We start from the raw sequence: 25,835 nt of genomic DNA, 5'->3' as shown, positions 1-25,835 counted from the left end.
GAGAGCACCTTCTTTCTTCCATCAATATACCTGTTCTTTATAGAAAAATCCGAAACTGAGCTCACGCTCAGGGTCTTGAAGCTCCACAATCACATCCAGCCATTCTTGCTGGAACTCATAGCCTTCAGGATTCGCAAGATATGCATCAATCGCAGCGCGATAGCTCCTCACAACAGTTTCATTGTACTGCGATGATTTGAGCAACCCTTCGATTTTCAAACTATCCACATTTCCGTCGATAAGCTCTGGCAAATTTTCCAGCATACAAAAGTCTTCTGAACTCATAATGTGCGTGCCATTGCAATCTTCGTAAACAGGATACCGTTGGTCACGCCGTTCGTGTTCAATAAGGAATAGTCCTCGTCCTTTCGAACGATCCGCTTCCGGCGTTGTTCCTTGATGCGCCATATAATTTTTGACCAGCTCACGCTTGGAGTGATAAATATTCGTAATTCCATGTACTTGAACTTCAACAGGAATCTCTGACTTCGCTTTAAAATCAAGCACCTGCTCCATGTTCAACTCTCTAGCGAGAACAACGCGAACTGCGCCTTGCTTCCCCCAATAATTCGCGGTTGCATAATTCGTCGAAGTCATTTCCGCATTCCAATGAAGCGGCAGCGACTCAGGCAATTGACGAACAGTCATAAGGACTGCTGGATCCCCGAAAATAATGGCGTCAACACCATGCGCCTGGATGGCAGCTAAGTATTCTTTTAACCCTTCGAGTGTTTGATTATCCATAATATTGTTAACCGCGACATACACTTTCGCGTTCCGTTCGTGAGCCCATGCGACGGCTTCCCCAATCTCATTCAGCTTCACTTCACCTGGCAGCCGAAGCCCATAGCGATCTTCCCCTATAATAACGGCATCCGCACCTGCAAGTATCATTTGTTTCAAGTCAGCGATTGAACCACAGCTGATGACTAATTCTGGTTTATTCACGTGCTTACCTACCTTCTGTCAACTTAATTCGTGCCCTTCTTACTATTCGCAATATTCTTCTTGTGCTCTTCAAAGGTTTCCGCAAACAAATGACCCATGGTTCCATCCTTCTTCGTCACATAGAAAACATATTTCGTTTCCTCCGGATAGATCGCTGCCTTAATCGAGGCTAGACTAGGGCTTGCAATCGGACCGGGAGGCAATCCTGTATTTAAATACGTATTATAGGGGCTCTGGATTTGAAGATCCTTTTCCAATAAACGCTCTTTCGACTTCTCGAATAAATACTGTACCGTCGCATCGATCTGAAGGGGCATGTTCATTTTCAAACGATTCACGATGACCCCTGAAACAGTAGCACGTTCCGAATCAACAACAACCTCCCGCTCTATCAACGAAGCAATCGTCAGCATCTGATGCATCGAGAGATTACGAGCCTTTAACTTGTCCTTCCAATCAGATGGAAGCGTCGCAAGCTTCTTGTCTAGTTGATCTAATGAACGTTCGACAAACTCCTTTTCCGTCGAACCTTTCTTAAATTCGTACGTTTCTGGGAATATATATCCCTCTAGTCGATGTCTGATATTTTTAGTGTCCGGAATAGATGCTGTCGACTCATTTGTAAAGCCCGCAGGATCATCAACAAGCCCCAGAAACGTTTCTTTCTTCCAAGTGCTCTGTTCGCTCACTTTCGTGGCAATCTGCTCGATTGTATACCCCTCAGGAATCGTGATGCGAATCATTTCTTCCTTCACAACATCTCCCTTGTTGAGCTTATCAATCATTTCTTCAAATGTCATGCCTGGCTTCATCGCATATTCACCAGCTTGAAATTTAGAGCCCTGCTTTTTAAACTTTAAATAGTACGTGAAAATGGAAGAATTCTTAATGAGACCCTTTGTTTCTAATTCATCTGCGATCTGTATCGAGCTGGAGCCTTGCGGAATGGATACACGGACCTCTTGATCAACAGCATCAACGGGCTGCAGCGCACTCGCAATAAACAATCCAATGCCCCCCGCTGTGCCGAGAACAAGCAACACAACGATACTAAGGCTAAGCAAAACCCATTTCAACACACTTCGCTTAGGCTTCTGCAATTCTTCTAGCTCATCATCCCTATTCACAACAGTTCGATTCCTCCTAAGAATGTCCCTCATCAAGCCTTTGGCTGTAGCTTCCCTTACTAGCATTGACCATATGCACAACAAAACCGAGCGGATAATCTCCGCTCGGTTATCTTCTTCTCACAAGTCGTCTTGCTCGGGAAAAACCATCTCGTCATATAGCTCCGAAACCGTCTCCCATTCATCGTCATCGTCAATGGTCACTAGTTCGTATTCTCCGTCATCGTTCGAGATGACACGAAAAAGGGCAACTTCCTCATCCTTCTTCAGTGCTTCGGACTGCATAACCGCATACGTTTGGTTCTCATAGACGAATTCTTTCAGAAGTTGATACACCGTCGACTCACTTTGGTCGTCAGACAACAGAATATCATCCCCGTAAGTTTTGCGCAATACATCAGAAGGTGTTGTCAAACTCATGCTTCTTCTTCCTCATCGAACTCCGCCATTAAGGTGTTGAACGTTTCTTCCACAATGTTCCATTCTTCTTCGTCGTCGATAGTGAAGAGCTTCAAATCCTCGCCATCGTCGTCTTCTTCGTAACGAAATGCATACACTTCGTCGGATTCTTCGTCTCCGCCGTCCGTAGGCACAACCATCATATATTTCTTATCTGAACCGTCCACTTCGAATTTCATGATAACCTCGAACTCTTCTTCGTTGCCTTCATCGTCCGGGATGTAAATGATTTCTGGTTCTTCTTCACGCAATTCTTCTTTGGACACGTTCATTCACCTCTTCATATTGGCATCCATATACCCTTGGAGGATTAGCTGTGCAGCCATCTTATCAATGACTAGCTTCCGTTTCTTCCGACTTACATCCGCTTCAAGAAGCGTCCGTGTGGCGGCAACGGTTGTTAATCGCTCATCCCATAGGTGTACTGGTACACTGATCTTTTGCTCTAATTCTTGCGAAAAGGCAATCGCAATCTCGCCGCGGGGTCCAATCGTATTGTTCATATTCTTGGGCAATCCGACAACAACCTGCGATACGCCATATTCATTAACAATCTGTATAAGCCGTTCAATGTCTTCTCCCGGCTTATTGCGGCGAATCACTTCAAGCCCTTGGGCCGTCCATCCAAGCTCATCACTCAATGCGACACCAATGGTTTTATCCCCATAATCCAAGCCCATCCATCTCATGCTGGTTCTCTTTTCTTCTATTTGTGTTGACCCAGATAAGCACGAACTAATTCTTCAATCAGTTCATCCCGTTCCCGTTTACGAATGAGGCTTCTCGCATTATTGTGACGCGGAATGTAGGCAGGATCCCCCGACAGCAAGTAACCAACAATCTGGTTAATCGGATTATACCCTTTTTCCTGAAGAGCATCATACACCGCCAGCAATACATCCTTCGGCGAAGTTTCGATCTCTTCCGCCTTCACATTGAACTTCATCGTTTTGTCCATGGAACTCATCAGGAGCACCCCACTTCCTTGTGACCTTTGTAAAATACTTGAAAAAACTTGCGTTATACATGTGATATATTCTCTATGGTTTTAAAAATTCCTGTCCATTAGAAAAATAATTATACGAATTGGGAAAGTAGCCCCTCTACACTAGCTAATGCAGCTTGCAATTTGGATGCATCCTTACCGCCTGCTTGCGCCATATCTGGACGACCGCCACCGCTGCCGCCAACTGCTCCTGCGACTTCTTTAATTATCTTACCCGCATGGTAGCCCTTGGAAACCAAATCAGGTGTTACTGCAGCCACAAGATTGACTTTATCTTCTGTGGCAGCGCCGAGAACGATAACAGCTGAACCCAACTTCCCTTTCATTTCATCAACGATGTTACGAAGAGAATCCATATCAGCCGCATTGACTTGCGCAGCCAGAACGGAAACACCTGCAATTTGTTTCACTTGATCCGTCAGTGAACCTGCCTCGATACGACCAAGCTTTCCACGAAGTGACTCATTCTCACGCGCCAGTTCTTTCAATTGCTGCAAAGTAGCATCAACACGTTTCGGAACATCCGTGATGTTCGATTTCAGCAAGCCAGCTGCTTCTTTTAACAGTTGCAATTGACCATCTAAATATTCATACGCGCTGCGTCCAGAAACGGCTTCAATCCGACGTACACCGGAGCCAATCCCTGATTCACTCACAATTTTGAACAAGCCGATTTGGCCTGTATTTTGAACGTGACAACCACCACAAAGCTCTAAAGAATAGTCGCCAACTTGTACAACGCGAACGATATCGCCATACTTCTCACCGAATAATGCCATAGCGCCCATGGCTTTCGCCTCTGCAATCGCTTTGAGGGAAATATCAACGTTCGTGCTATTCCAAATTTGTTGATTCACACGTTGTTCTACGTCTTGCAGCTCTTCACTAGTGATAGAGCCGAAATGAGAGAAGTCAAACCGCAAGCGATCAGGTTCTACGAGGGACCCCGCTTGATTAACATGCGTGCCCAACACTTCCTTAAGCGCTTTATGAAGCAAGTGAGTCGCCGTATGGTTCTTAATGATATCCGTACGTGGTGCGGACGCTACAATAGCCTCTACGGAGTCACCTTTGCGAAGCACGCCAGATTCAACAATAACCTTGTGTACATGTTGCCCATGCGGCGCTTTCATCACATCAACAACCTGAAGGGTCACTTGAGCATTACGAATCGTACCGTGATCACTAACTTGACCACCGCTCTCTGCATAGAAAGGCGTACGATCTAGAACAACTTGACAAGTTTCACCAACACCTACTAGCTCCACGAGCTCATTCTCGTGCACAATCGCTTCGATATTAGCAGTAACTACCAATTCATTATATCCAACAAATTCGCTTTTAATCGTTAATTCGGACAGTGGTCCGCCTTGAACCTTCATTCCGCCTTCTTTGTTGCTAGCTGCACGAGCGCGATCACGCTGCTCTTTCATGGAAGCATCAAAGCCAGCACGATCAACAGTTAACCCTTTCTCCGATGCAAAATCCTCCGTCAAATCAAAAGGGAAGCCATACGTGTCATAGAGCTTGAATGCGTCAGGCCCGCTGATTTGATTCGTGCCCGCTTGCTGCGTTTTCTGAACCATCTCGGCAAGAATGATCAACCCGTCACTCAACGTCTCGTGGAAGCGTTCTTCTTCCGTACGGATCACCTTCTCGATAAACTCACGTTTATCGACAACCTCAGGGTAATAAACACCCATGATGTCACCAACCGTTGGTACAAGTTTGAATAGGAATGGTTTATCCAATCCTAATACTTTCCCATAACGTACGGCCCGACGCAGCAAACGGCGAATGATATAGCCGCGACCTTCATTAGAAGGAAGAACGCCATCCCCAACGGAGAAAGCTACTGTACGGATATGGTCTGCGATGACTTTAAGGGCAACATCATGCTCTTCATTCACATGGTAAACAACACCTGTGAGTTCACACGTTTTCTCAATAATCGGCAAGAATAGATCGGTATCAAAGTTGGAATCAACATCTTGCAGAATGGAAGCGAAACGCTCCAAACCTGCGCCAGTATCAATATTTTTATTAGGAAGTGGCGTGTAACTGCCATCAGAATTATGATTGAACTGTGTGAATACCAAGTTCCACACTTCTAGGAAGCGTTCATTTTCCCCACCTGGCCAGCATTCTGGATCCGACAAGTCACCATATTTATCGCCGCGATCGTAGAAAATTTCGGTACAAGGACCGCAAGGACCTTCACCAATATCCCAGAAATTATCTTCTTTAAGCTTATAAATACGCTCTTCTGGAATGCCAATTTGCTTATTCCAAATGTCAAAAGCTTCCTCATCATCTTCGTGAACAGTTACCGAGATCCGATTCGGATCAAAGCCAATCCATTGCGGATCCGTGAGAAACTCCCACGCCCAAGGAATAACTTCCTTTTTGAAATAATCGCCGATCGAGAAGTTGCCTAACATTTCAAAAAATGTATGGTGACGACGCGTTTTACCTACGTTTTCAATATCATTGGTACGGATACATTTCTGAGCATTCGTAATCCGTTGGTTCTCAGGAATTTCACGCCCCTCCAGATATGGCTTTAACGGTGCAATCCCTGCATTAATCCACAATAGCGACGGATCGTTGTGCGGGACTAGCGAGGAGCTTGGCTCAACCTTATGCCCTTTACTTGCGAAAAATTGCAACCACTTCGAACGAATTTCACTTGCTTTCATCTCTGTGAGCCTCCATATTTAGGATAATAAGTTTACAAAAAACAAAAAACGCCCCTGCAGCTAACAGGGACGAATCATCGCGGTACCACCCTGGTTATTGGTTTCGTGCTCTCTCTGCCAACGGCGTAGAGTGAATCCAATCTCCTTGTGCGGATTTGTAACGGGTCCAACCGGTGGAGTTCATCCACGCTCCGAAACGAGCTTTGGGCCATCCTAGCACCGAAAGGTTCTTCCAGCCGATCTTCGCAGCGTTCACTGCCAAGTGGAACCTCTTCTCTGACGATGAGCTATGGCTTACTAAGTTTCATCAACGCTTTAATTCACATATAGATAAGGCAAATTATAACTTTATGAGGGTTGCCTGTCAATAAGAGGGCATTATACGATAGAATATAAAACTAAGGAGGTGCTTCACTTGGACATTTCAACACTCACTTTGCTTGGACTCATCTTTCCCATTTTCGTCTTAATCATTTACATTATGGCGAAAACAGTTATTAAGAAGCAAATTCCTGACAGCCGTTACAATCCGTTTGACTACATAACGGGGCAATCGCATGTTGAGTTTCAAGAACAAAAGGAACAAAAAGAGGAAGATGACAGCCAAGGTGATGATAAAGACAAGCATCTGAAGTAGCCATTTACTTCGTTTCATTTTCATCAGAAAATCACCGTTGACAATGATTCTCAATAGAAGTATACTAAGTTTATTGATAATGATTTTCATTACCACTTAAGAAAGTATAAGTTTTCAGTTCCTGAAAACGGCTTTCTTAATGGCGATAAAATTTACCGCTAAACGCGGTCGCACATCAATGAATGACTTCGATAGAAATTTTCTCATCGAATACACAATTACAGCAAGTTCATTACTCACTTATTCCGTAGTCCATTTAATGGTTTACGTATGGGCCACAACCTTTTCTAACTCCTCAACCCTCGTGCAAAACCCTTTGAACCATGATCCCGCAAGTCATGACTCAAGGGGTTTTGTGCGTCTTCTGCCTTTCTCAGGTTTACTAAACCTAGGTTGTTGGCTTATGAACGAAGTGGATGAACACATGCTGGATAATGACTTTCAACACAGCGAAGAAGGGGACCGCCAAGATCAATCCCACAACTCCCGCTACTTCTCCACCAACCAGCAACGCGAAGATGATAAACAGCGGATGCATATGCAGCGTTTTACCTACAACCTGAGGCGAAATTACATTGCCCTCGAGTATTTGCACCGTCAAATTGACAAGTGCAACGAACAGCACCATTTTCAACGAGACGGTTGAAGCCATAATAATGGCCGGTGCCGCGCCAAAAAAAGGTCCCATATACGGGATGATATTGAAGATCGCTACAACGCTTGCAAGCAATAACGGGTACGGCATTCCGATCAGCCAGTAGCCTATATACGCTAGCACGCCAATAATCAGGCACACGAGGAGCTGTCCTCGTATATAGTTGCCAAGCGCCGTATCAATGTCCATGAGCAGGGAGACGGTTTTTTTGCGATGCTTCATCGGTACAATGGCTAGCGCGGTTTTCTCGATAATCTGAAAATCCTTCAAGATGTAGAAAGCCAGAAACGGCACGATGAAAGCTATAAACAGCATATTGATCGTTGTCCCAATTTGATTCATGTAATTCGCAACCGCCATAGAAATCTTCGTCTCCAGCTTCCCAATGGAATGATTAAAGCCATTCCGAACACTGTCAGGCAGCAGTTGATTCTGATTGAAGCCATCAACAAGGGACTGTGCTTTCATCGCCATTTGTGGCATATGTTCATTTAGTTCTGCCGCTTGCTCTACAAACATCGGTGTCATATTCATAATAATGACCGTCACTGATGTGATAAATACACTATAAATCAGCAGTACGGCAATTGTTCGCGGCATTTTGCGTTTGTTCAGAACCGTGACCACAGGATTTAATATATACGAAATGATTATCGCTATAAAAAACGGCATCACAATAGCTTTAATAAATGTGAAAAAGTGATACAAGATAGGTTTAATCAGCAAAAGCATATATAATCCGACTAAGATTAATAAGGCATATATCATCCCTACAAACCATTTATTACTCCAAAATCGTTCCATACTGCGTCCACCTTTGTCATTAGAATTCGACGTAACGTTCATACAGTATGTGTACTAGCCCTCCAAATTAATCCTGATTTGACACTCCGTAACAAAAAAGCGTTATTGTTCAAAGCGATTTCTCGCTCGACCAATAACGCTTCATAGTTAACTTTAGTTCACGTGCTCGTGGATGTGAGAAACTTCTTCCTCAAAAAACAAATCATCCAGAGAACTTAACGTACCATCTTCCTCAACTTGATATACGGACATCTTATCTCCGTTTACGCTTAGTTCGATGAAACAACCCCAGCAGTAAAATTGATGGGAACCGATCTTTCCAATATCTTTGGAATTGCAGTTTGGACAACGCATCATGCTCACCCTATTCTTCTTTGGATACGAAGAGTTCTTCTACTTCCTGAGCGCAATGTCCAGGCACGATGATCGCATCTTCCCCCAATGTTGCCGATTCTGGCATGGGAAGCCACTTTCGCCCTTCTTTTAAATCAGAAATAAACCCTTCGGACAATTCATAACCTACTATTTGTTTACCCCAATTCTGGTTTAAATAAACATCTTCTACCACGCCTAATTCGTGCCCTCCCACTGTGATGACCGGGAGTCCCTTAATCTTGTCGCTTCCCTCAAGAAAAGCATGGCACTCATTCTTCTGCCCAAATTCGCAAATGACACTATCGTTCGGTATGGTTATAGCATCCTCTCCGGCAGCCACGATTCCCTCCCATGAAATGTATCGTAAGGACGAGAACCAAGTCTTCGCTTCGAGTATAATGCCGCTTATGTTCCACGTTGGGTCAATCAATAAATCCTTTACTTCACCAACTTGCTTACCCGACTCAACGGTTACAACGGGAAGTCCTATTAATTCATGCGCTCTGCGCAAGCGTGACGCCTCCTAGAACCACCCAGTACTACTTATTACGCAACCGCTGAATAATGGTTGCAACTTTATGGGCGGCCGTTTCGATTTGTTCTTTAGAATTCCCCATTCCAAAGCTAAATCGCACAGCGGAGTGTGTCACATTTTCTGGAAGTTTCATGGCCTGTAAGACATGTGAAACTTCAAGTGAGCCAGACGTGCATGCGGAGCCGCTTGCAGCAGCTACCCCTTCTAAATCAAGGTTCATTAAGAGTGTTTCTGTTGAGACACCTGGAAAAGAAATGTTTAGAATGTGCGGGACATGCCAAGCCTTATGCCCATTAATTATAAATCCCTCACAGCCTAATTGCTGTTCAAAGATGGAAATCATGTGTTCGCGAAGCTCACTAGCCTGAGTGTAGTTGCGTTCTTGGAGCGGAAGAATGGTTTCAACTGCTTTCGCGAAGCCGGCAATGGCGGGGATATTCTCAGTTCCTGCCCTGCGCTTGCGTTCTTGTGAACCACCGAATACGTGAGGAAGCAACTTCGTATGCTTTGAAACGTAGAGGGCACCTGCGCCTTTGGGGCCGTAAATTTTGTGGGCAGACAGACTCACGAGATCGACCGGCAGTTCGGCAAGATTCAGGGCAATCTTCCCTAAAGCTTGCACCGCATCTACATGAAAGGTAATGCCGTATTGCTGTGCTAGCCTACCTACTTGCTCAATGGGTTGGATGGTTCCAACTTCATTATTCACATACATCATAGAGATGAGAGCTGTATCGGGACGAATAGCCGCTTCCACATCTTCTATTTGGATAAGTCCATCCGAACCTACCGGGACGTATGTAACTTCAAATCCAAGGCTCTCCAAGCGTTCACAAGGATGAAGCACGGCATGATGCTCGATCGCACTCGTTACGATATGCTTTCTGCCGGCTTGATCTCCTTGCATGATCCCAAAGATCGCCATGTTATTGCTTTCTGTTCCTCCGCTTGTAAAGATAAGCTCACCTGGCAAACAGCCTAAGGATTTCGCCATACCATCTCGGAAGCGATTCAGCGCAGTTCTTGCCGCACGGCCGAAGCTATGTGTGCTGGAAGGATTTCCATAATTTGTTGTATAGAAAGGCAACATTGCCTCCCATACATGGTCATGTACGGGCGTTGTTGCAGCATGATCAAGATAAATAGGTTCCATGTGTCACCTTAAATGTAAAACATGTAATTATCGTTTTTACCTTTATCCTCAAAAGAAATCAGATTCGCCAATGTTGTGGAGTCCAGCACTTCTGCAATGCTATCACGAATACGAATCCACAAGTCCCGTTTGGCGGGATCATCTTCTTCCGTAAAATCTACAGGGGAGATCGGTCCTTCAAGTACACGAATGACTTCACCAGCAGTTACCTGCTCGGCAGATTTAGAAAGGATATAACCACCGTATGCTCCGCGAATACTTTTAACTAAACCCGCATTCCGTAAAGGAGCTACTAGTTGCTCAAGATAATGTTCAGAAAGCTGATGTCTCTCAGCAATGCTTTTCAGTGAAGTCGGTCCTTCACCCACTCGGTTGGCCAATTCCATCATGATCGTTAGTCCATAACGACCTTTTGTGGAAATCTTCAAAATTAACACCTCATTCAACATGATATGCCATCAAGGAGTCTGTATATATCGCTAAAACTTGAGATGCTTACCAAAACTGCTCCCCATAGTTTTAACGCCAGGGTCGTCCCTATCTAGGTAAACAGCGTTTCCATTTTTCGCAAAAACATTCCAAAACATCCGTATATCATATCTATGTTATCACAAATCCCTTGTATTGTGGGGGAAAAACAATGACATTCTCATGAAATATTTTAAATTTGAGCAATTGGCATGTATAATAGTAGTGTTCAAAAAATACAGCTCCACCAAAGTCAAGTGAAATAAACGACTATGCCGTCCTCCAAGGACGTATCACAGTGATTATCAAAAAATAGAACCCAAGTATATGTGAAACATATGCCTGCTACTATTTCAAGATGGAAAAGAGGTTTACGCTATGCAAACAAAAAAACGTGTCATCTTAGGGATGTCTGGAGGTGTCGATTCTTCGGTTGCCGCGCTGCTGCTTAAGGAGCAAGGGTACGAAGTTATTGGCATATTCATGAAAAACTGGGACGATACTGACGAATTTGGTCATTGCACCGCAGAAGAAGACGCAGAGGATGTCAGACGGGTTTGTGACCAACTCGACATTCCTTTCTATACAGTAAATTTTGAGAAGCAGTATTACGACAAAGTTTTTGCCTACTTTTTGGACGAGTATACCAAGGGGCGCACACCGAACCCAGATGTCATGTGTAATCGTGAAATCAAATTCGGAGAATTGTTGCAAAAGGTCCTTGATCTAGGCGGCGACTATATCGCAACTGGACATTACGCGCAAGTGAAGGAACAAGACGGAGAATTCGTGTTGATGCGTGGTAATGATTCCAATAAGGATCAGACTTATTTCCTTAACGTCCTTAATCAGGGGCAGCTTGCCAAAGCGATGTTCCCTATCGGTCACCTGCCCAAGTCCAAAGTACGGGAAATCGCTGAAGCAGCAGGTCTGGCAACGGCGAAGAAGAAAGATAGCACTGGGATTTGCTTCATTGGCGAGCGCGACTTCAAAACGTTCCTTAGCCAATACCTCCCTGCACGTCCGGGCAATATGGTCGATATTCGCAATGGTGAAATCAAAGGGCGTCATGATGGGTTAATGTATTACACATTAGGCCAACGACAAGGCCTTGGGATCGGTGGATCCGGCTCTGGAGAGCCTTGGTTCGTTGTGGACAAAAATTTAGAGAAAAATGAATTGCTCGTTGTGCAAGGTGAACAGCATCCTGGACTTTACTCCAAAGGATTGACGGCAACGGATGTGAACTGGATATCTCCCGTAAAACCAGAAGGTGCCTACACCTGTACAGCGAAATTCCGCTATCGCCAAGCGGATCAAGGCGTTGTGATTACCTTGCAACCCGATGGCAGCTGCGAAGTTGTCTTCGATAAGCCGCAAAAAGCAGTTACACCAGGCCAATCTGTTGTCTTTTATGATGGAGAAGTATGTCTAGGCGGCGGTGTAATTGATAAGGTTCATAAGTAAGCGATCGGCAAGCATAAGGGCAAGAAATGAATGCAAAGATTAGTGTAGAGGAGAATGTGTATGGCTATGAATGAGGTAACGATAAAAGCTGATACGTATGAAGATGTGAAGAGGCTTGTTAAAGAAATTGCTATTCTGCCCCTCTCTTCGTTTATACCTGAGCATCCTTCTCTTGAATCCTTAACGGTGCATGAGCAATGGCATACTGGACTTGAAACAGATCCTTGGTTATGGCGTGATCGCCTTCCAGGTGATGGTCTTGCGGCTTATGGACGGTTTTTCGCCAAGAAGCCACTATTAATTTCTTCTGAGCTATTTCCATTGATCAAAAACTTGCTGGAAGATCCCTACACGGTGGACGAGCGTTATTCCGATGGCGAGCTATCCAAAGCGGCTGTAGACGTGTATCACGCCATTGCTGGGAATGAAGGCATCGATGTGAAAGCTCTACGCGCTGCGACCGATTTGAAATCAAAAGAATCCAAAAATGAATTTGATCGTGCCTTGATTGACTTGCAGAGCAAGGCCGATATCGTGATTGCGGGGATTAGTGAGCGCCTGAACGCCAATGGTACAAAAAATGGCTGGAACAGCACCTGTTATATGACCGCTTCACATTGGATGGAGCTGCATGGCATCGCGAAGAATACACTGCCAACACCTGAAGCTAAAGCTCAGCTGCGAATACTGCTACAGGAACAGTATAGTGAGGAAGCTAGTAAGTATTTGGGGAAGATTTTTAAGTTGTAATGGGGGAGGAGCACTTAGGTGCTCCTTTTTATGTTGAATATGATTATTGTATAACTTGGTGGCAGGGGTTGGAGCTGTTCGCTGAAGTGACTGCTGGGGAGGGCGATTAGGAATTTTATTGAGGTGACTGATCGGGTGATGTGACTGATGGGGGAGTGAGATTTTGCGGTAGGAAATTTGTTTAACTGGAAAAAGTACAGCTATTTCGAAGGATTTCACCTAAAAAATAGATTTAGATGGAAAATAGGTAGTTAATTGAGACTCATTTCGCAATATTGGCGCAAAAGCTCTGAATTACCTGTAGAAAATCCAGTTATTCGAATGCTGAAGGTTTTTTCTCAAGAATTACCTGTATAAAATACATGGAATCACTATTGCCGATAAGTAACTCCATGACTATCATGTGCTCCGTACTACCCCATCCTTTACACAAACAATGTGGTACAACTCACTAACCGTCATGTATGCCATCCATATGATCCACACCACGCTGACCCCTGCACTTCAAACAATGTGATACGACTCACGAACCGTCATGCGCGCCTATAACGTGCTCCGTACAACTCCCATCCTTTATTCAAACAGTGCAACACATCACACACTTCACTCACGCCATACAACGTGCACCATCCATGCAGTGATCATTAATACCTACCTTCCAGCCAAGCTGCAGACATAGTTTCGAACTATCAAGGGGCATTTTTGCTATAAGATGATGTATTTGCTGTTATTTACCGTTCACTTTGACGCATGCCTGCTCCTACTGTCGCACACGCTACAAACGAAAGGTGTGAGCGATACTGAGCAAAATCATAGCTATTTTACTCATGTTTGGCTTGAGCTGGGTTGGATCTTCACCTGCACCTGCACTTCCACTTGCAGCAGACACCCTCCAACATGGCAACAGCGGCCATACCGTAATGGCGCCCGTACATGACCCCTCTTATGCCAAGTGGAGCCGACTTGCTTTTCACGAAGCCGGTAAGGTGTATACGTTGTTGGATTACAGATACATTGGAAAGTCTAACGTAGCACCGGGTGTCGTACAACAGCAGTTCCGCTTCTGGGTCAAAAAAAATGGCGTTGAATTCCCACTCATCGTCTCCATTCGTTATGATCCCGTTACAGAAAAGGTATTTACCATTCTTATGGAGCAAGAAAATAGAGGGACTCTACGGATTCTATGAATCTGTAGGCGTCCCTCTTCTTTTGTGCTGATTCTGCTTCATTTTCTCTTCTGTACCTTGATTCGTTGCAGCGAAAATCACTTCATGCTGAATTTCATCCGGCAAGTACTGCTGACGCACATAGTGTCCCGGGTAATTATGTGGATACATATAGCCTTTATGACCGAGCTTCTCTGCACCTTTGTAGTGTGTGTCACGCAGATGCAACGGAACTTCCGCTGATTTCACCCGCTCCATCAGCTCCTGTGCGCGCATGATAGCGAGCGGGATTGAGTTGGACTTCGGACTCTCCACAGCGAATAAAATTGCCTGGGAAATGATGTACTTCGATTCCGGCCAGCCGATCTTATGGTAGGCGTCCATCGCTGTGACAGACTGGACCATTGCCTGCGGGTTGGCAAGTCCGATATCTTCGCTGCAAGCGACGATCAGACGCCGCAGGAAGGTCATAGGATCCATGCCGAGCTTCTCGACGGCATAGAGGAACCAGAACAGCGCGGCGTCGCTAGAGCCGCGCACGCTCTTGTGAAAGGCGGACAAGACGTCATACTGCGTCGACTCGTCCGCTTTCACGATCGGGCGGCGGATCGACTCCTCCGCCACCTCGCGCGTAATATGAACCGTGCCGTCCGGTTCAGGTGAAGTCGTCAGCGCTGCCAGCTCCAGCGCGTTCAGAGATCGGCGGATGTCGCCATTGGCCATCTGCCCGATGTGTTGGAGCGCCTCCTCGTCCACGTGGAGGCGCATAAAGCCGAGCCCCTTCACGGGATCGGCGATGGCTCTTCGCATGGCGATGAGCGCATGCTCCGCCGTGAGCGGCTCGAGCTGAAACAGCGTCGAGCGCGACAAGAGGGCCCCGTTCACATGGTGAAAGGGGTTCTCTGTGGTCGCCCCGATGAAGATGAGGATGCCCTGCTCTACCGCAGGAAGCAGCGCGTCCTGCCGCGAGGTGTTGAAGCGATGGACCTCATCCAAAAACAGGGTCGTTTTACGACCGTACATCGCTTTGGTGTTTTTGGCCAGTTCAATGATTTCACGGACGTCCTTCACGGAAGCATCAACCGCGTTGAGCTTCATAAATTCACCTTGGGTTCGATTAGCAATAATGTTAGCTAACGTCGTCTTCCCTGTCCCTGGAGGTCCATATAGAAGAATCGAAGTCACTTGATCAGCTTCAATCGCCCGTCGAAGCAGCTTGCCTTTGCCTACAATTTGTTCTTGGCCGATATATTCATCTAATGTCGTCGGCCGCATTCGGTCGGCGAGCAGCTTGCCCACGGGGTCTTGCGATGACGCATATGTAAACAAATCCATGATTAGTTTCCTTTACTTGGTGCTAAAAGTTGGTCTGTCCATTATACCTTGCCTGAATTGGCATGTCATGTCTAGTCTAATAAAAAAACTCCTCCAATGCGCTTCGATACGCATGGAGGAGCTATATCTAATGGGAAACAACAGGCTCTGTCTGTGCATCTTGACGAGGTGCTGGGGCTGCGAACCGCAAGGGACCCGCAATAAAGGCAGCGCCTAAGCCGACAACGCCAAAGGCAATACTAAGGATAAAACCATGATTGATCGCTGTTCCTAACGAGTCGCGCAGGAAGTTCATTGTATCAGGTGGCAGCGTCGAACCTGCACGTATCAATTGCTCGGGGTTCCCCAACGTAGCAAGTTTATCAAGCGGCATTTGATGCACAGCAGCACCCTCCTGAATGAGGCTGCTGTAGTTATTATTCACGATGGTCGCCATAATTGACGCCCCTAGCACCCCGCCAATATTTCGCCAGAACCCAACGATCGAAGAGCTGACACCGATATATTTGCGGTCTACACTTTGTGCTACGGCATTTTGAGCCACACTCATTAAGGGGCCGATCGCACCAACGCCTAGAATGACCATAAGTACAATCATATAAAACTTACTTGCATCATGACTTACTACGCTAAGTAGGTAACTTACAATAATCCCCGCTGTCATGCTGAACGCGAACACAGCACGGAAGCTGAAGTAACGTTGCAGGAATCCGAAGCCAACAGCACCAACCATTAAGGAAAACATCATAGGAGTCAGCAAACTATTCGAATTCGCATTCCCCAGAACAGCTGTTGAGAAAATAGGCAAATAAGCAATGGCCGAGAACATAATCGCACCTTGACATAGACAAGCTAAGACCGTGGCTAGAACCATCCGATTTTTGAATAAAGGTAACGGAAGAATCGGTTCATGCGCTCGGCGCTCCACTTGTATGAAGAAGAAACCAACAACAACTGCGACTGCTATCAAGCTAATGATTTGCCATGAACCCCAGGCGTAATCCTTACCACCAAACTCTAACGCCAGCATAAGTGAAACCGTTGTTACGATGAGAAACAGCGTGCCTAGATAATCGATTTTCGGACGACGATCGGAGCGAGATTCTTTTAGAGCAAAGAACAAGACAAGGAACGATAATACACCAAGCGGCAAATTCACGTAGAAACACCAGCGCCAGCCCCATGATTCAGCCAAGAGTGTACCGATTTGCGGGCCAGCAACAGAAGATAATCCAAATATCCCTGCAAAAACACCTGACAGCTTAGCCGCCTGCTTGGGGTCGGCAAATATCGTGTAAATAATCGTAAACGAAATCGGGAAGATCGCTCCAGAACCGATACCCTGAATGGCACGGAACACAATAAGCTGGTTCATATCTTGTGCCATTCCGCATAAAGCCGACCCGATTAGGAAGATCGAAATTCCAATCATATAAAACAGTTTTCTACCGAACATATCCGATAACTTTCCAAATACAAGCATTGTGCTTGTAGAGGCAAGCATATAGGCAGTGAATACCCAGCTTATTTTATCAAACCCATTAATGTCGCTAATGATGTGCGAAATCGCCGCTGATGTCACGGTGTTGTCCAGTGCAGACATGAGAAGTCCGAGTGCCATCGCCAAAATAATCAAACCTGTTTTCTTATTCGCCATTTACAAAATCCACCTCACTTCTCTTCTACATTTTTTAACCGTGTTATCCCTTGTGTCAGGGTATGGATTTTACTTTCTGAATTATTGATGCCAATCTGAATACAAATTTCCTGTGTAGGCGACATCTCGGGCTGGCAGTCCACGTACAACTGGCGTAGTCTCTCCAAATTGACCTTCGTGCGGTTAAGGAACTCTTCTAACACACCAACCATGATATGTGCTTCTACAAACTCGCCAAAAAACAACCGTGTCATCGCATCCGACTTGAACTCATCGTTTTCAATTGGACTATACATGTACTGTTTAAATTGGTTCTGCCCCTCCTCCGTGATGGAATAGAGGTTTTTATTCGGCTTGCCTTCTTGGATGACACTTTCCTTGGTAATCAAGCCCTCCTTCTCCATTTTGCTAAGCATAGGATAAATCGTGCCGAAGCTCGCGTTATTAAAGTAGGATAGAACCGTCTCCATCTTGTGCTTGATGTCATAGCCGGATAAGCTATGGTGCATTAATAAACCCAAAATCACATCTTGACTATTCATGCTGTGCAGCCTCCATTTTGGTGATAACTGTCTCGATCTACTTACAATTTATCAGATTACATATATCGAGTCAATATATACTTTATTAATATATGCTTTATCGATATATAATAAAAAAGGGACACCCATTTTACGGGTATCCCTGACTTCTATGATTTCTTCTTCGCACCAATCTCCAGCAAATCCTTCACAGCCGCGCTCACCATAATAAGACCCGCTACAGGAGGTACAAAAGAATTACTCGCAGGCGGTTGTTTCGCTTTACGTCTATCTGGCGCATCCGCAGGCACGATTTGCTCAGTCACGTCTTCTCGCGGCTTCATTGGTTCTTCCATCGAGAAAACGACCTTAACGCCTTTCTTGATGCCTTCCTTACGCAATCTTTGACGAATGACACGTGCGATCGGGTCCATACTTGTTTTGGAAATATCCGCAATTCGGAATTGCGTTGGATCCATTTTATTCGCGGCACCCATGCAAGAAATCATCGGAATTTTACGCTCGAGACATTGTTTGATCAAATGAATTTTGTACTCAATTGTATCACTCGCATCCAACACATAATCGATCGGATACGCGAATACTTGCTCATACGTTTCTTCTGTGTAGAACATCCGCAGAGAAACAACTTCACACTCGGGGTTTATTAAAAGGATACGGTCCCGCATCAGATCAGCCTTGGGCTGACCTACTGTTGTTGTAAGGGCATGGATCTGACGGTTGATATTCGTGATATCAACAACATCTTTGTCGATTAGAATCAATCGACCAATGCCTGAGCGTGCCAGTGCTTCAGCTGCTATGCCACCGACACCGCCAATACCAAGTACAACAACTGTACTATTTTTCAAAATTTCAAGACCCTCAGGTCCTATTGCTAGTTCTGTTCGCGAAAATTGGTGAAGCATAGAAACACTTCCTCTTCAAGGTTCTTAGGCTTTGGCAGCAGGCTGCTTAAGCGCTAAGCGAATCGATAGTTGTTCTAGTTGTTTATCATCAACAGTTCCCGGAGCATCCATCAACAAGTCTGTTGCGCTAGCTGTTTTCGGGAATGCAATCGTTTCTCTTAGGTTTGTACGGCCAGTAATTAACATCACCAAACGGTCAAATCCGAAGGCAAAACCACCGTGTGGAGGCGTACCGTATTCAAATGCTTCCAACAAGAAGCCGAATTGTTCATACGCTTCTTCTTTGGAGAAGCCTAGCGCTGCGAACATTTTCTCTTGTACATCACGTTGGTAAATCCGCATGGATCCGCCGCCTACTTCATAGCCGTTCAAGACTAGATCGTAGGCTTGCGCGCGAATTTGACCTGGATCTGTATCGAAGAAATGAATGTCCTCTTCGTTCGGACGAGTGAATGGGTGATGTTCTGCTACATAGCGTTTCGCGTCTTCATCGTACCCAAGAAGTGGGAAGTCTACGACCCAAGCATATTTGAATACGGAATCATCGATAAGACCTAGTTGACGACCGATTTTCAGACGAAGGTTACCTAGTACATCAGCAACGACTTTCTTTTTATCCGCAGAGAATAGAAGTAGATCTCCATCTTCCGCGCCTAAACGCTCGGTCAACGCTGCAATTTCAGCTTCGTTGAAGAATTTCACGATAGGCCCTTTGAACTCGCCGTCTTTCACTTGAATCCAAGCCAGACCTTTCGCGCCGTAACGTGCTGCAAATGGTAGAAGATCGTCAATTTCTTTACGACTCCAAGTGCCGCAGCCTTTGGCATTAAGTGCTTTAACTTGACCGCCACCGTTCACTACGCTCGCGAATACTTGAACACCAGAAGTGGACACGATATCGGATACATCTTTCAACTCAAGATCGAAACGAAGGTCCGGCTTGTCGGATCCATATTTCGCCATCGCGTCCGCATGTGTAATCCGTTGGAACGGACGAGGAATTTCAACATTTGCTGTTTCTTTCATCAGTTTCACAACAAGCTCTTCGAGAATCTCAAGAAGCTGATCCTGGGATAAGAAGGACGTCTCGATGTCGACTTGCGTGAACTCAGGTTGACGGTCTGCACGAAGATCTTCATCGCGGAAACAACGAGCGATTTGGTAGTAACGCTCAAGACCACTAACCATCAACAATTGCTTAAAGATTTGTGGGGATTGTGGAAGTGCAAAGAACTCACCAGGATGTACGCGGCTTGGTACCAAGTAGTCACGTGCGCCTTCTGGTGTGCTTTTCGTCAAAATCGGTGTTTCGACGTCAATAAACCCCTGGGAATCCAAGAAATTACGGAATATGTTGGACGCTTTGGAACGCAGCATCAAGGTACGTTGCATTTCCGGACGACGTAGGTCAAGGTAACGATATTTCAAACGAACCGCTTCGTCCACTTCCACGCCATCTTCAATGAAGAACGGAGGTGTTTTCGCTGCGTTCATGATTTCGATATCGGTTACTTGAACTTCGATTTCACCTGTTGGAATGTTTTTGTTCACTGTTTCAGCATCACGTTCTACGACTTTCCCTTTGATTGCAAGGACGTACTCATTACGCGCACGGTCAGCAATAGCCAATGCGTCGCCAGAGAAATCCGGGTTAAACACCGTTTGTATTAAACCACTGCGATCACGTAGGTCGATGAAAAGAAGGCCGCCAAAATCGCGCCTTACTTGCACCCACCCATTAAGTATTACTGTTTCGCCTACATGGGCTTTTGTTAGCTGCCCGCAATGATGTGTTTTGAGCATCATAATTGTTGTTGCCTCCTCGAAGTTTTATGAATGATGTTGCTATCTATTCGAATAGTGTCTTTGCAGCTTGTGAGGCCAGATCCACTAAACTTACCGTGATTTGATTCCCTGTTTCCATCTTCTTCAGCGTAATTTCGCCGCGTGCTAACTCATCATCACCAAGAATGGCTACATACGTTGCTTGGAAACGATCAGCGGACTTCATTTGAGCCTTCATCTTGCGGCCCTGATAGTCCTTCTCTGCTTTTAAACCTTGAACTCTCAGCTGGTGTAGAAGCTTCGTAACTTCTTTCTCCGCGGCTTCACCAAGTCCAATCAAGTACACATCAAGCGGCTCAGGCTTCGGAATTTCAACCCCTTGCGCTTGCAGTACAAGCAGAATACGCTCTAGACCGAGACCCAAGCCTACACCTGGCTGATCTGTACCATGTCCACCAATCTGTTCGACTAGACCGTTATAGCGTCCGCCCCCACCAATCGTGTCGATCGCACCGATACCCGCTGCCTTAAATTCAAACGCAGTGTGCGTGTAGTAATCAAGACCGCGCACAAGACGGGGGTTAATACGGAATGGAATCTCCATCGCGGTTAAGTGCTCTTGCACCAGTGCAAAGTGTGTACGGCACTCTTCATCCAAGAACTCAAGGATGTCAGGTGCGCCTACACCAAACTTTTGATCAATTTTGCAATCGAGAATACGCATGGGATTGCGGTCGTAGCGCGACTGACAATCCTTACACAGCTGATCCTTCACTGGCGCGAAGAAAGCCTGCAACTGCTCACGATAAGCCGTTCTAACAGCGGGTGTACCCACGGAGTTGACCTCCACGGTTACTTCTTTGAGTCCAATCTCTTTATAGAACGTGTAGCCAAGCGCGATCACTTCTGCATCAATACTTGGATCCACCGATCCGAAAGCTTCAATGCCGAACTGATGAAACTGGCGGTATCTCCCCGCTTGCGGCTGTTCATAGCGGAACATAGGGCCTACATAAAACAACTTCGTCAGATCAGGAATCCCATAAAGTTTATTTTCTACATACGCTCTAACGACTCCCGCCGTACCTTCTGGGCGAAGCGTCATGCTGCGGTCGCCTTTATCCAGAAAGGTATACATTTCTTTTTCGACGATATCTGTCGTTTCTCCAACCCCGCGCGAAAAAAGCTCAGTGCTCTCGAAAATTGGCGAACGGATTTCTTTGTAATTAAAACGTTGACACAAGTCTCTCGCTTTGGTTTCAAGGTACTGCCACTTCTCTACCTCGCCCGGAAGCAGATCTTGTGTACCTTTCGGCTTCTGAATACTCATCTAAGTAACCTCCCTTTTTCTCTACTTACGCTTACCATGCTAAAAACAAAAAATCCCCCATCCCCGACTTACGTCAGGGACGAGAGATTTGATTAACAAATTCACCCGTGGTACCACCCACATTCAGCATGCTATGTTGCTTGCTTACGCAATCAAACACATCTTGCTCTTTGCGGTTAACGCCCGCTATTCGCACAACTACTACTTAGCACATAAGCTCATGGCTGTTCCCAGTTGGTCCTCGGGGAGGTCTGTTCATTCACTCATCATGGGAAGCTTGCAGCCTAGGCTTCCTTCTCTGTACATGTGGGGGCGAATTACTGTGTCCCTTCAATGGATCACATTCGTATGGAATTACATTATGGTTATTGTAAACATTGGTAAGGGCAAAGTCAAGAGACAACCATACTTACTATGCGTCCTCAACCTATATTTAGCTAAAAGAGTCTGCCCATTTTTGTACTTCATCCATAACAGGCTGAAGTCCTTTCCCTTTAGGCGTTAATTCATACTCAATACGTACCGGCGTTTCTGGGTACACATGACGAATAATAATCTCCGCAGCTTCGAGCTCCTTGAATCTTTCCGAAAGCATGCGATCACTCATACTTGGGATTAATATAGAGATATCTTTAAACCGCTTAGGCCCAGATAGCAACACATTCACGATAAGTCCTGTCCAACGTTTTCCCAGAAGTTCGAATGCATGCTCGAATTTGGGACATAGTTGATCATTTTCCATCTTAATCATCTCCTTCGAGTTCTTGCCGATTACGGCATCAAACACTTCTGTAAGAACTATTTTATCATAGTCGCTTGACAAAAGTAAGTGCTTCGTAATAATATACTAACATAAAGTAAGTTATTAAACAAAATATATTTAAAGAGGAGATGTTAGTATGGCATTAGGACTTCTAATTATTCGTTTGGTGATCGGGTTAACGATGGCGGCACATGGTACACAGAAATTGTTTGGTTGGTTTGGCGGTTACGGGCCTAAAGGTACAGGCGGATTCTTCGAATCCATAGGTATTAAACCAGGTGTCATGATGGCGGTAGTTGCTGGTTTAATTGAATTAGGTGGCGGTCTGCTCTTTGCCGCTGGTCTATGGACAGAAGTTGGCGCAGCTCTTATTATTATTACAATGATTATGGCTATTATTAAAGTTCATGGCAAAAACGGATATTGGGTAACTTCCAATGGATTTGAATATAATCTAACCTTACTCGTCATTGCACTTGGCGTTGCTTTAATCGGTGCTGGTGACTATTCCATAGATGCACTTATGTAATCTATTTAAGATCAACCGTCCAGCTTAGGCTGAGGCGGTTTTTCTTTTTGAACACAAAGAAAATAGCCTGCAGCACGGGGCAGCAGGCTTTCGAAAGTTTATATTTTAAAGGGGGTCGACTATTAGTATATCCCTCCAAGATTAAAGGAACATGAAGCTCGTATTACAATTTGATTACACCAAAATTCCGTTTACTTTCAAGCATTTTCATTTCGTTTCATTCGTATATTCGGCCTAATTTCACATATACATGTACAACAAGGCAGATGGCCTTGAATATAACATCTGGAGGCTGTAACAATGACACTACAAAACGAGTTTCAAGAGGAACGTCAAGATCTCGTGGTGCTTTTCTCTGAAGAATCCGAAACCGAAGCCGAAACTGCTGACGATGAAGTAGCTAACGACGAAGCAGCCGAAGAAGAGGCCATTGAAGAGTCGGATACGGAAGCTGAAGCGGAAGAGGAAGCGGCTGAAGAAGAAGAAGCAGAAGCTGAGGAATCAGAGGAAGCTGAAAGCGAAGAATCCGCAGACGAGGAAGCAGAAGCGGAAGCCGAAGAAGAAGCAGAGGAATCCGCTGAAGTAGAAGCGGACGAAGAAGCTGCCGACGAAGACTGAGAAATGTAACCGCAACCATCATTTCCTTCGTAGCCACCTACAAACTAAGAGCCTTACAGCCACATCTACTGCGGCAATAAGGCTCTTTATTGATTTTGCTACGGCTTACCTGTCAAACCAATCTTAACGTCACGAATCATCATGTACGTGTCCCCATTGGTCAATTTTTGTTTATCAGCAATCCCATTAATCGTTGCAGCAGTTAGCAATTTACTCTCTATCAGCTTCGCTTGTGCTTCTGCAGCTGTACCTTTTATACCTAAGGCTTGTGTAAACGTATAGCTAGCTTGCTCAAGCGTTAGCGGAATTTTGTCGTTATTTTCTAGCTTCGAGATGGCTTGGTTCACATCTCCCGTGAATGCATCTGGCTTCATCTTCCGTGCACCACCAACCACGTTGACCATACGCTTCGGATTGGCCGCGTCGTCCAAGCGGAAGTTATTGTCATAAGCACCTGATGCTAGGCCGAGCATCATCGCCGTTTTCAAGCCTTCAAATGACTTATGCTCCATAAATGCCTGCGGCTTAATGGTCATCGGCTGAACTTCCATTCCTTGCTTATTCAGCTGAGCCTGCAGCTTCGCTATCATGTCTTTGGATGCTGAAATCTGACGGAACGTCATGTTCTCTGCTTTCGCCAAGCTCACCGCAGCTCCAGCTGCCTCACCCTCTGCCATGCCCGTAGGCATAACACGAGCACTTCCATGTGGCAGTGTATCGTAACTTGCCGCTCTGCCTACAACGAGTAAGCCATCAATCTTCTGTGGAACAATGCTGCGGAATGGAATCGCGTATTGTTTCGGCTTACATACGACATTACCTGAGTCTGTAGGCGCTATACGCTGGATATCAACGGGATAAGATCCGAAGCCGATACGATCCCATTGGTCCCCATTCGTACATACATCGACGATACTCAATCGGTATTCGCCTTGCATGTGGCGGGTCTCCCTCACGTAGAGCTCAGGCGCGGAGCCATCGAGCTCGATCGATGAGAATTCCGGGAACGTTTTCTGCATATAAGCCACAATATTCGGCAGTTCCTTCTTCCCAATATCGAATGCCTCTTGTACGGACTTCGGATCAAAGGTGTCTACACCAAAAATCTGCAAGGCATTAATAAGCACCGTATTGTTATTTTGCCTCCCCATATTGAGGCCTCTCATTTTGGCTCTATCCTTGTTAATTGCAGGATAATTGCTCATTTCACTGTATCCAAATACGCTCACATCTGTAACACCCGTACCCGAATTATCGTCCCCATTCAATCGGTTGGCCATCAATTTCCATACTTCAGGTGTGACATTCTTCAAACGAAAGGCCAACGTGACGGCCATTTTCGATTTGGGATCCCCGATATCCTCATGTCCCATTGTAAAAGGAACCCCTGCTGCCGCTGCGAAGTCACCATCTTGTGTGGCATCAATGACGGATACAGCTTTGACAACTTGCGTGCTGCCATTCTCAAGTGTGATCGTCGCGCCCTGCACCGCATTTTTACTTTGCGAAAGCAGTGGATCAATCTTCTTCGTTTTCATCAAGACATCGATATTCTTTTCATTCTTTACGGCTTCATAGAAGGCATTGGCCGCTGTATTCACATCGAATGAATCGCCTTCCGTTTTGGCATACCATTCCGAGAAATACCCTTTGTTCCACACATCATCCTTGCCTAGCAAGGTTTTGCTCGTAGAATAGTTCATATCCAAGGAATTAATCCAGCCGAGTGTCATCAATCCACCAAAAATCTCACGATCCCGGCCATCGACTAGCAGTGTGCTCAATCCATTCCGAGCTGACGAAACTGCAGCGGCTATTCCCTCTGGATCCGTACCAATTACAATGACATCATAGGCTTCTTTGGCCTTTTTTACCGATTTCACTTCTTCAAGAGCTTGTTGCTGATCACTATGACCTTTGGCATTCTTATGGTGATTATATTGATAGTACATGGCGGCCGTTGCTGCAACCAGCGTAAGTACAATCAATACTACCATTAACCATAGCCAACCTCTGGATGTGGATTTGTTGCGATTTGAATTTGCCATTACGACTTTAAGCACCCACCTTATCTCCTGCATGTCTTACAATAATTCCATAGGCTAGTTTACCACAATTT

General features: G+C 45.5%; 27 protein-coding genes. 6 read left to right on the top strand and 21 right to left on the bottom strand.

Annotated features, from left to right (window positions below; genetic code table 11):
- Positions 1-21: 21 nt before the first annotated feature.
- The 8 genes from HQN88_RS19130 to HQN88_RS19095 form a co-directional block, all read right to left on the bottom strand.
- Positions 22-948 carry a peptidase U32 family protein gene (locus HQN88_RS19130; RefSeq protein ID WP_274319675.1) on the bottom strand — a complete coding sequence of 309 codons (927 nt, stop codon included), beginning with the start codon at positions 946-948 and terminating at the stop codon, positions 22-24.
- Between the two features lie 23 nt (positions 949-971).
- A complete protein-coding gene (mltG, locus tag HQN88_RS19125; protein ID WP_274319673.1) occupies positions 972-2,075 on the bottom strand; it encodes an endolytic transglycosylase MltG in 1,104 nt (367 codons plus the stop codon).
- Between the two features lie 120 nt (positions 2,076-2,195).
- Positions 2,196-2,495 (bottom strand): DUF1292 domain-containing protein, encoded by a 300-nt coding sequence (locus HQN88_RS19120; RefSeq protein WP_173115471.1) that lies wholly within the window; start codon positions 2,493-2,495, stop codon positions 2,196-2,198.
- A complete protein-coding gene (locus HQN88_RS19115; protein ID WP_082927584.1) occupies positions 2,492-2,806 on the bottom strand; it encodes a DUF1292 domain-containing protein in 315 nt (104 codons plus the stop codon). The genes HQN88_RS19120 and HQN88_RS19115 overlap by 4 nt, the downstream gene beginning before the upstream one ends.
- A complete protein-coding gene (gene ruvX, locus HQN88_RS19110; protein ID WP_056610483.1) occupies positions 2,807-3,223 on the bottom strand; it encodes a Holliday junction resolvase RuvX in 417 nt (138 codons plus the stop codon).
- A gap of 17 nt (positions 3,224-3,240) precedes the next feature.
- Positions 3,241-3,501 carry an IreB family regulatory phosphoprotein gene (locus tag HQN88_RS19105; RefSeq protein WP_028555746.1) on the bottom strand — a complete coding sequence of 87 codons (261 nt, stop codon included), beginning with the start codon at positions 3,499-3,501 and terminating at the stop codon, positions 3,241-3,243.
- A gap of 110 nt (positions 3,502-3,611) precedes the next feature.
- Positions 3,612-6,239 (bottom strand): alanine--tRNA ligase, encoded by a 2,628-nt coding sequence (alaS, locus tag HQN88_RS19100; RefSeq protein WP_173115469.1) that lies wholly within the window; start codon positions 6,237-6,239, stop codon positions 3,612-3,614.
- A 94-nt stretch (positions 6,240-6,333) separates the two neighbouring features.
- Complete coding sequence (locus tag HQN88_RS19095) at positions 6,334-6,501, bottom strand: hypothetical protein (RefSeq protein WP_173115467.1); 168 nt, start codon at positions 6,499-6,501, stop codon at positions 6,334-6,336.
- A gap of 153 nt (positions 6,502-6,654) precedes the next feature.
- Between HQN88_RS19095 and HQN88_RS19090 the strand changes: the two genes are divergently transcribed.
- On the top strand, positions 6,655-6,876 hold the full coding sequence (locus HQN88_RS19090) for a DUF3951 domain-containing protein (protein ID WP_173115465.1): 222 nt from the start codon (positions 6,655-6,657) through the stop codon (positions 6,874-6,876).
- A 388-nt stretch (positions 6,877-7,264) separates the two neighbouring features.
- On the opposite strand, the gene HQN88_RS19085 is transcribed toward HQN88_RS19090, so the two are convergent.
- From HQN88_RS19085 to cymR, 5 genes are all read right to left on the bottom strand, one after another.
- The gene (locus tag HQN88_RS19085) at positions 7,265-8,335 is read right to left on the bottom strand and encodes an AI-2E family transporter (protein ID WP_173115463.1); all 1,071 of its coding nucleotides are present in this window, start codon (positions 8,333-8,335) and stop codon (positions 7,265-7,267) included.
- Between the two features lie 153 nt (positions 8,336-8,488).
- Entirely contained in the window at positions 8,489-8,692 is a 204-nt protein-coding gene (locus HQN88_RS37730) for a hypothetical protein (protein WP_028555750.1), read from the bottom strand.
- A 7-nt stretch (positions 8,693-8,699) separates the two neighbouring features.
- The gene (locus HQN88_RS19080; RefSeq protein WP_173115461.1) at positions 8,700-9,221 is read right to left on the bottom strand and encodes a PRC-barrel domain-containing protein; all 522 of its coding nucleotides are present in this window, start codon (positions 9,219-9,221) and stop codon (positions 8,700-8,702) included.
- Between the two features lie 28 nt (positions 9,222-9,249).
- A complete protein-coding gene (locus HQN88_RS19075) occupies positions 9,250-10,398 on the bottom strand; it encodes a cysteine desulfurase family protein (protein ID WP_173115459.1) in 1,149 nt (382 codons plus the stop codon).
- Between the two features lie 8 nt (positions 10,399-10,406).
- Positions 10,407-10,826 (bottom strand): cysteine metabolism transcriptional regulator CymR, encoded by a 420-nt coding sequence (gene cymR, locus HQN88_RS19070; RefSeq protein ID WP_057311968.1) that lies wholly within the window; start codon positions 10,824-10,826, stop codon positions 10,407-10,409.
- A gap of 418 nt (positions 10,827-11,244) precedes the next feature.
- On the opposite strand from cymR, the gene mnmA reads away from it, so the two are divergent.
- The 3 genes from mnmA to HQN88_RS19055 all read left to right on the top strand — a co-directional run bounded on the left by mnmA (position 11,245) and on the right by HQN88_RS19055 (position 14,270).
- A complete protein-coding gene (mnmA, locus tag HQN88_RS19065; RefSeq protein ID WP_173115457.1) occupies positions 11,245-12,333 on the top strand; it encodes a tRNA 2-thiouridine(34) synthase MnmA in 1,089 nt (362 codons plus the stop codon).
- Between the two features lie 60 nt (positions 12,334-12,393).
- Entirely contained in the window at positions 12,394-13,083 is a 690-nt protein-coding gene (locus HQN88_RS19060) for an AlkZ-related protein (RefSeq protein ID WP_173115455.1), read from the top strand.
- 827 nt (positions 13,084-13,910) lie between these two features.
- Positions 13,911-14,270: a DUF3889 domain-containing protein gene (locus HQN88_RS19055; protein ID WP_173115453.1), complete on the top strand. Its 360-nt coding sequence runs from the start codon at positions 13,911-13,913 to the stop codon at positions 14,268-14,270.
- Here the strand turns inward: HQN88_RS19055 and HQN88_RS19050 are convergent.
- The 7 genes from HQN88_RS19050 to HQN88_RS19020 form a co-directional block, all read right to left on the bottom strand.
- On the bottom strand, positions 14,265-15,584 hold the full coding sequence (locus tag HQN88_RS19050) for a replication-associated recombination protein A (protein WP_173115451.1): 1,320 nt from the start codon (positions 15,582-15,584) through the stop codon (positions 14,265-14,267). The two genes, HQN88_RS19055 and HQN88_RS19050, sit on opposite strands and share 6 nt — an antisense overlap.
- A gap of 127 nt (positions 15,585-15,711) precedes the next feature.
- Positions 15,712-17,241: an MFS transporter gene (locus HQN88_RS19045; RefSeq protein ID WP_173115449.1), complete on the bottom strand. Its 1,530-nt coding sequence runs from the start codon at positions 17,239-17,241 to the stop codon at positions 15,712-15,714.
- 14 nt (positions 17,242-17,255) lie between these two features.
- Positions 17,256-17,783, bottom strand: a complete 528-nt coding sequence (locus HQN88_RS19040; RefSeq protein WP_173115447.1) for a PadR family transcriptional regulator — start codon at positions 17,781-17,783, stop codon at positions 17,256-17,258.
- A 149-nt stretch (positions 17,784-17,932) separates the two neighbouring features.
- Positions 17,933-18,691: a tRNA threonylcarbamoyladenosine dehydratase gene (locus HQN88_RS19035; protein ID WP_173115445.1), complete on the bottom strand. Its 759-nt coding sequence runs from the start codon at positions 18,689-18,691 to the stop codon at positions 17,933-17,935.
- Between the two features lie 24 nt (positions 18,692-18,715).
- Positions 18,716-20,497 (bottom strand): aspartate--tRNA ligase, encoded by a 1,782-nt coding sequence (gene aspS / locus HQN88_RS19030; RefSeq protein WP_173115443.1) that lies wholly within the window; start codon positions 20,495-20,497, stop codon positions 18,716-18,718.
- 43 nt (positions 20,498-20,540) lie between these two features.
- A complete protein-coding gene (hisS, locus tag HQN88_RS19025) occupies positions 20,541-21,806 on the bottom strand; it encodes a histidine--tRNA ligase (protein WP_173115441.1) in 1,266 nt (421 codons plus the stop codon).
- A 433-nt stretch (positions 21,807-22,239) separates the two neighbouring features.
- Positions 22,240-22,548, bottom strand: a complete 309-nt coding sequence (locus HQN88_RS19020) for a winged helix-turn-helix transcriptional regulator (RefSeq protein ID WP_173115439.1) — start codon at positions 22,546-22,548, stop codon at positions 22,240-22,242.
- A 157-nt stretch (positions 22,549-22,705) separates the two neighbouring features.
- Here HQN88_RS19020 and HQN88_RS19015 point away from each other — a divergent pair, with 157 nt between their 5' ends.
- Together HQN88_RS19015 and HQN88_RS19010 are read left to right on the top strand one after the other, a co-directional pair.
- Positions 22,706-23,098, top strand: coding sequence for a DoxX family protein (locus HQN88_RS19015; protein ID WP_173115437.1), 393 nt, complete (start codon positions 22,706-22,708; stop codon positions 23,096-23,098).
- A 300-nt stretch (positions 23,099-23,398) separates the two neighbouring features.
- Positions 23,399-23,716, top strand: a complete 318-nt coding sequence (locus tag HQN88_RS19010; RefSeq protein WP_173115435.1) for a hypothetical protein — start codon at positions 23,399-23,401, stop codon at positions 23,714-23,716.
- A gap of 98 nt (positions 23,717-23,814) precedes the next feature.
- On the opposite strand, the gene HQN88_RS19005 is transcribed toward HQN88_RS19010, so the two are convergent.
- On the bottom strand, positions 23,815-25,779 hold the full coding sequence (locus HQN88_RS19005; RefSeq protein WP_274319655.1) for an FAD-dependent oxidoreductase: 1,965 nt from the start codon (positions 25,777-25,779) through the stop codon (positions 23,815-23,817).
- Positions 25,780-25,835: the final 56 nt, after the last annotated feature.

The organism is Paenibacillus qinlingensis (assembly GCF_013204845.1).
In the GTDB taxonomy this organism is placed as follows: domain Bacteria; phylum Bacillota; class Bacilli; order Paenibacillales; family NBRC-103111; genus Paenibacillus_E; species Paenibacillus_E qinlingensis.
This window is presented reverse-complemented; position numbering and strand designations above follow the sequence as displayed.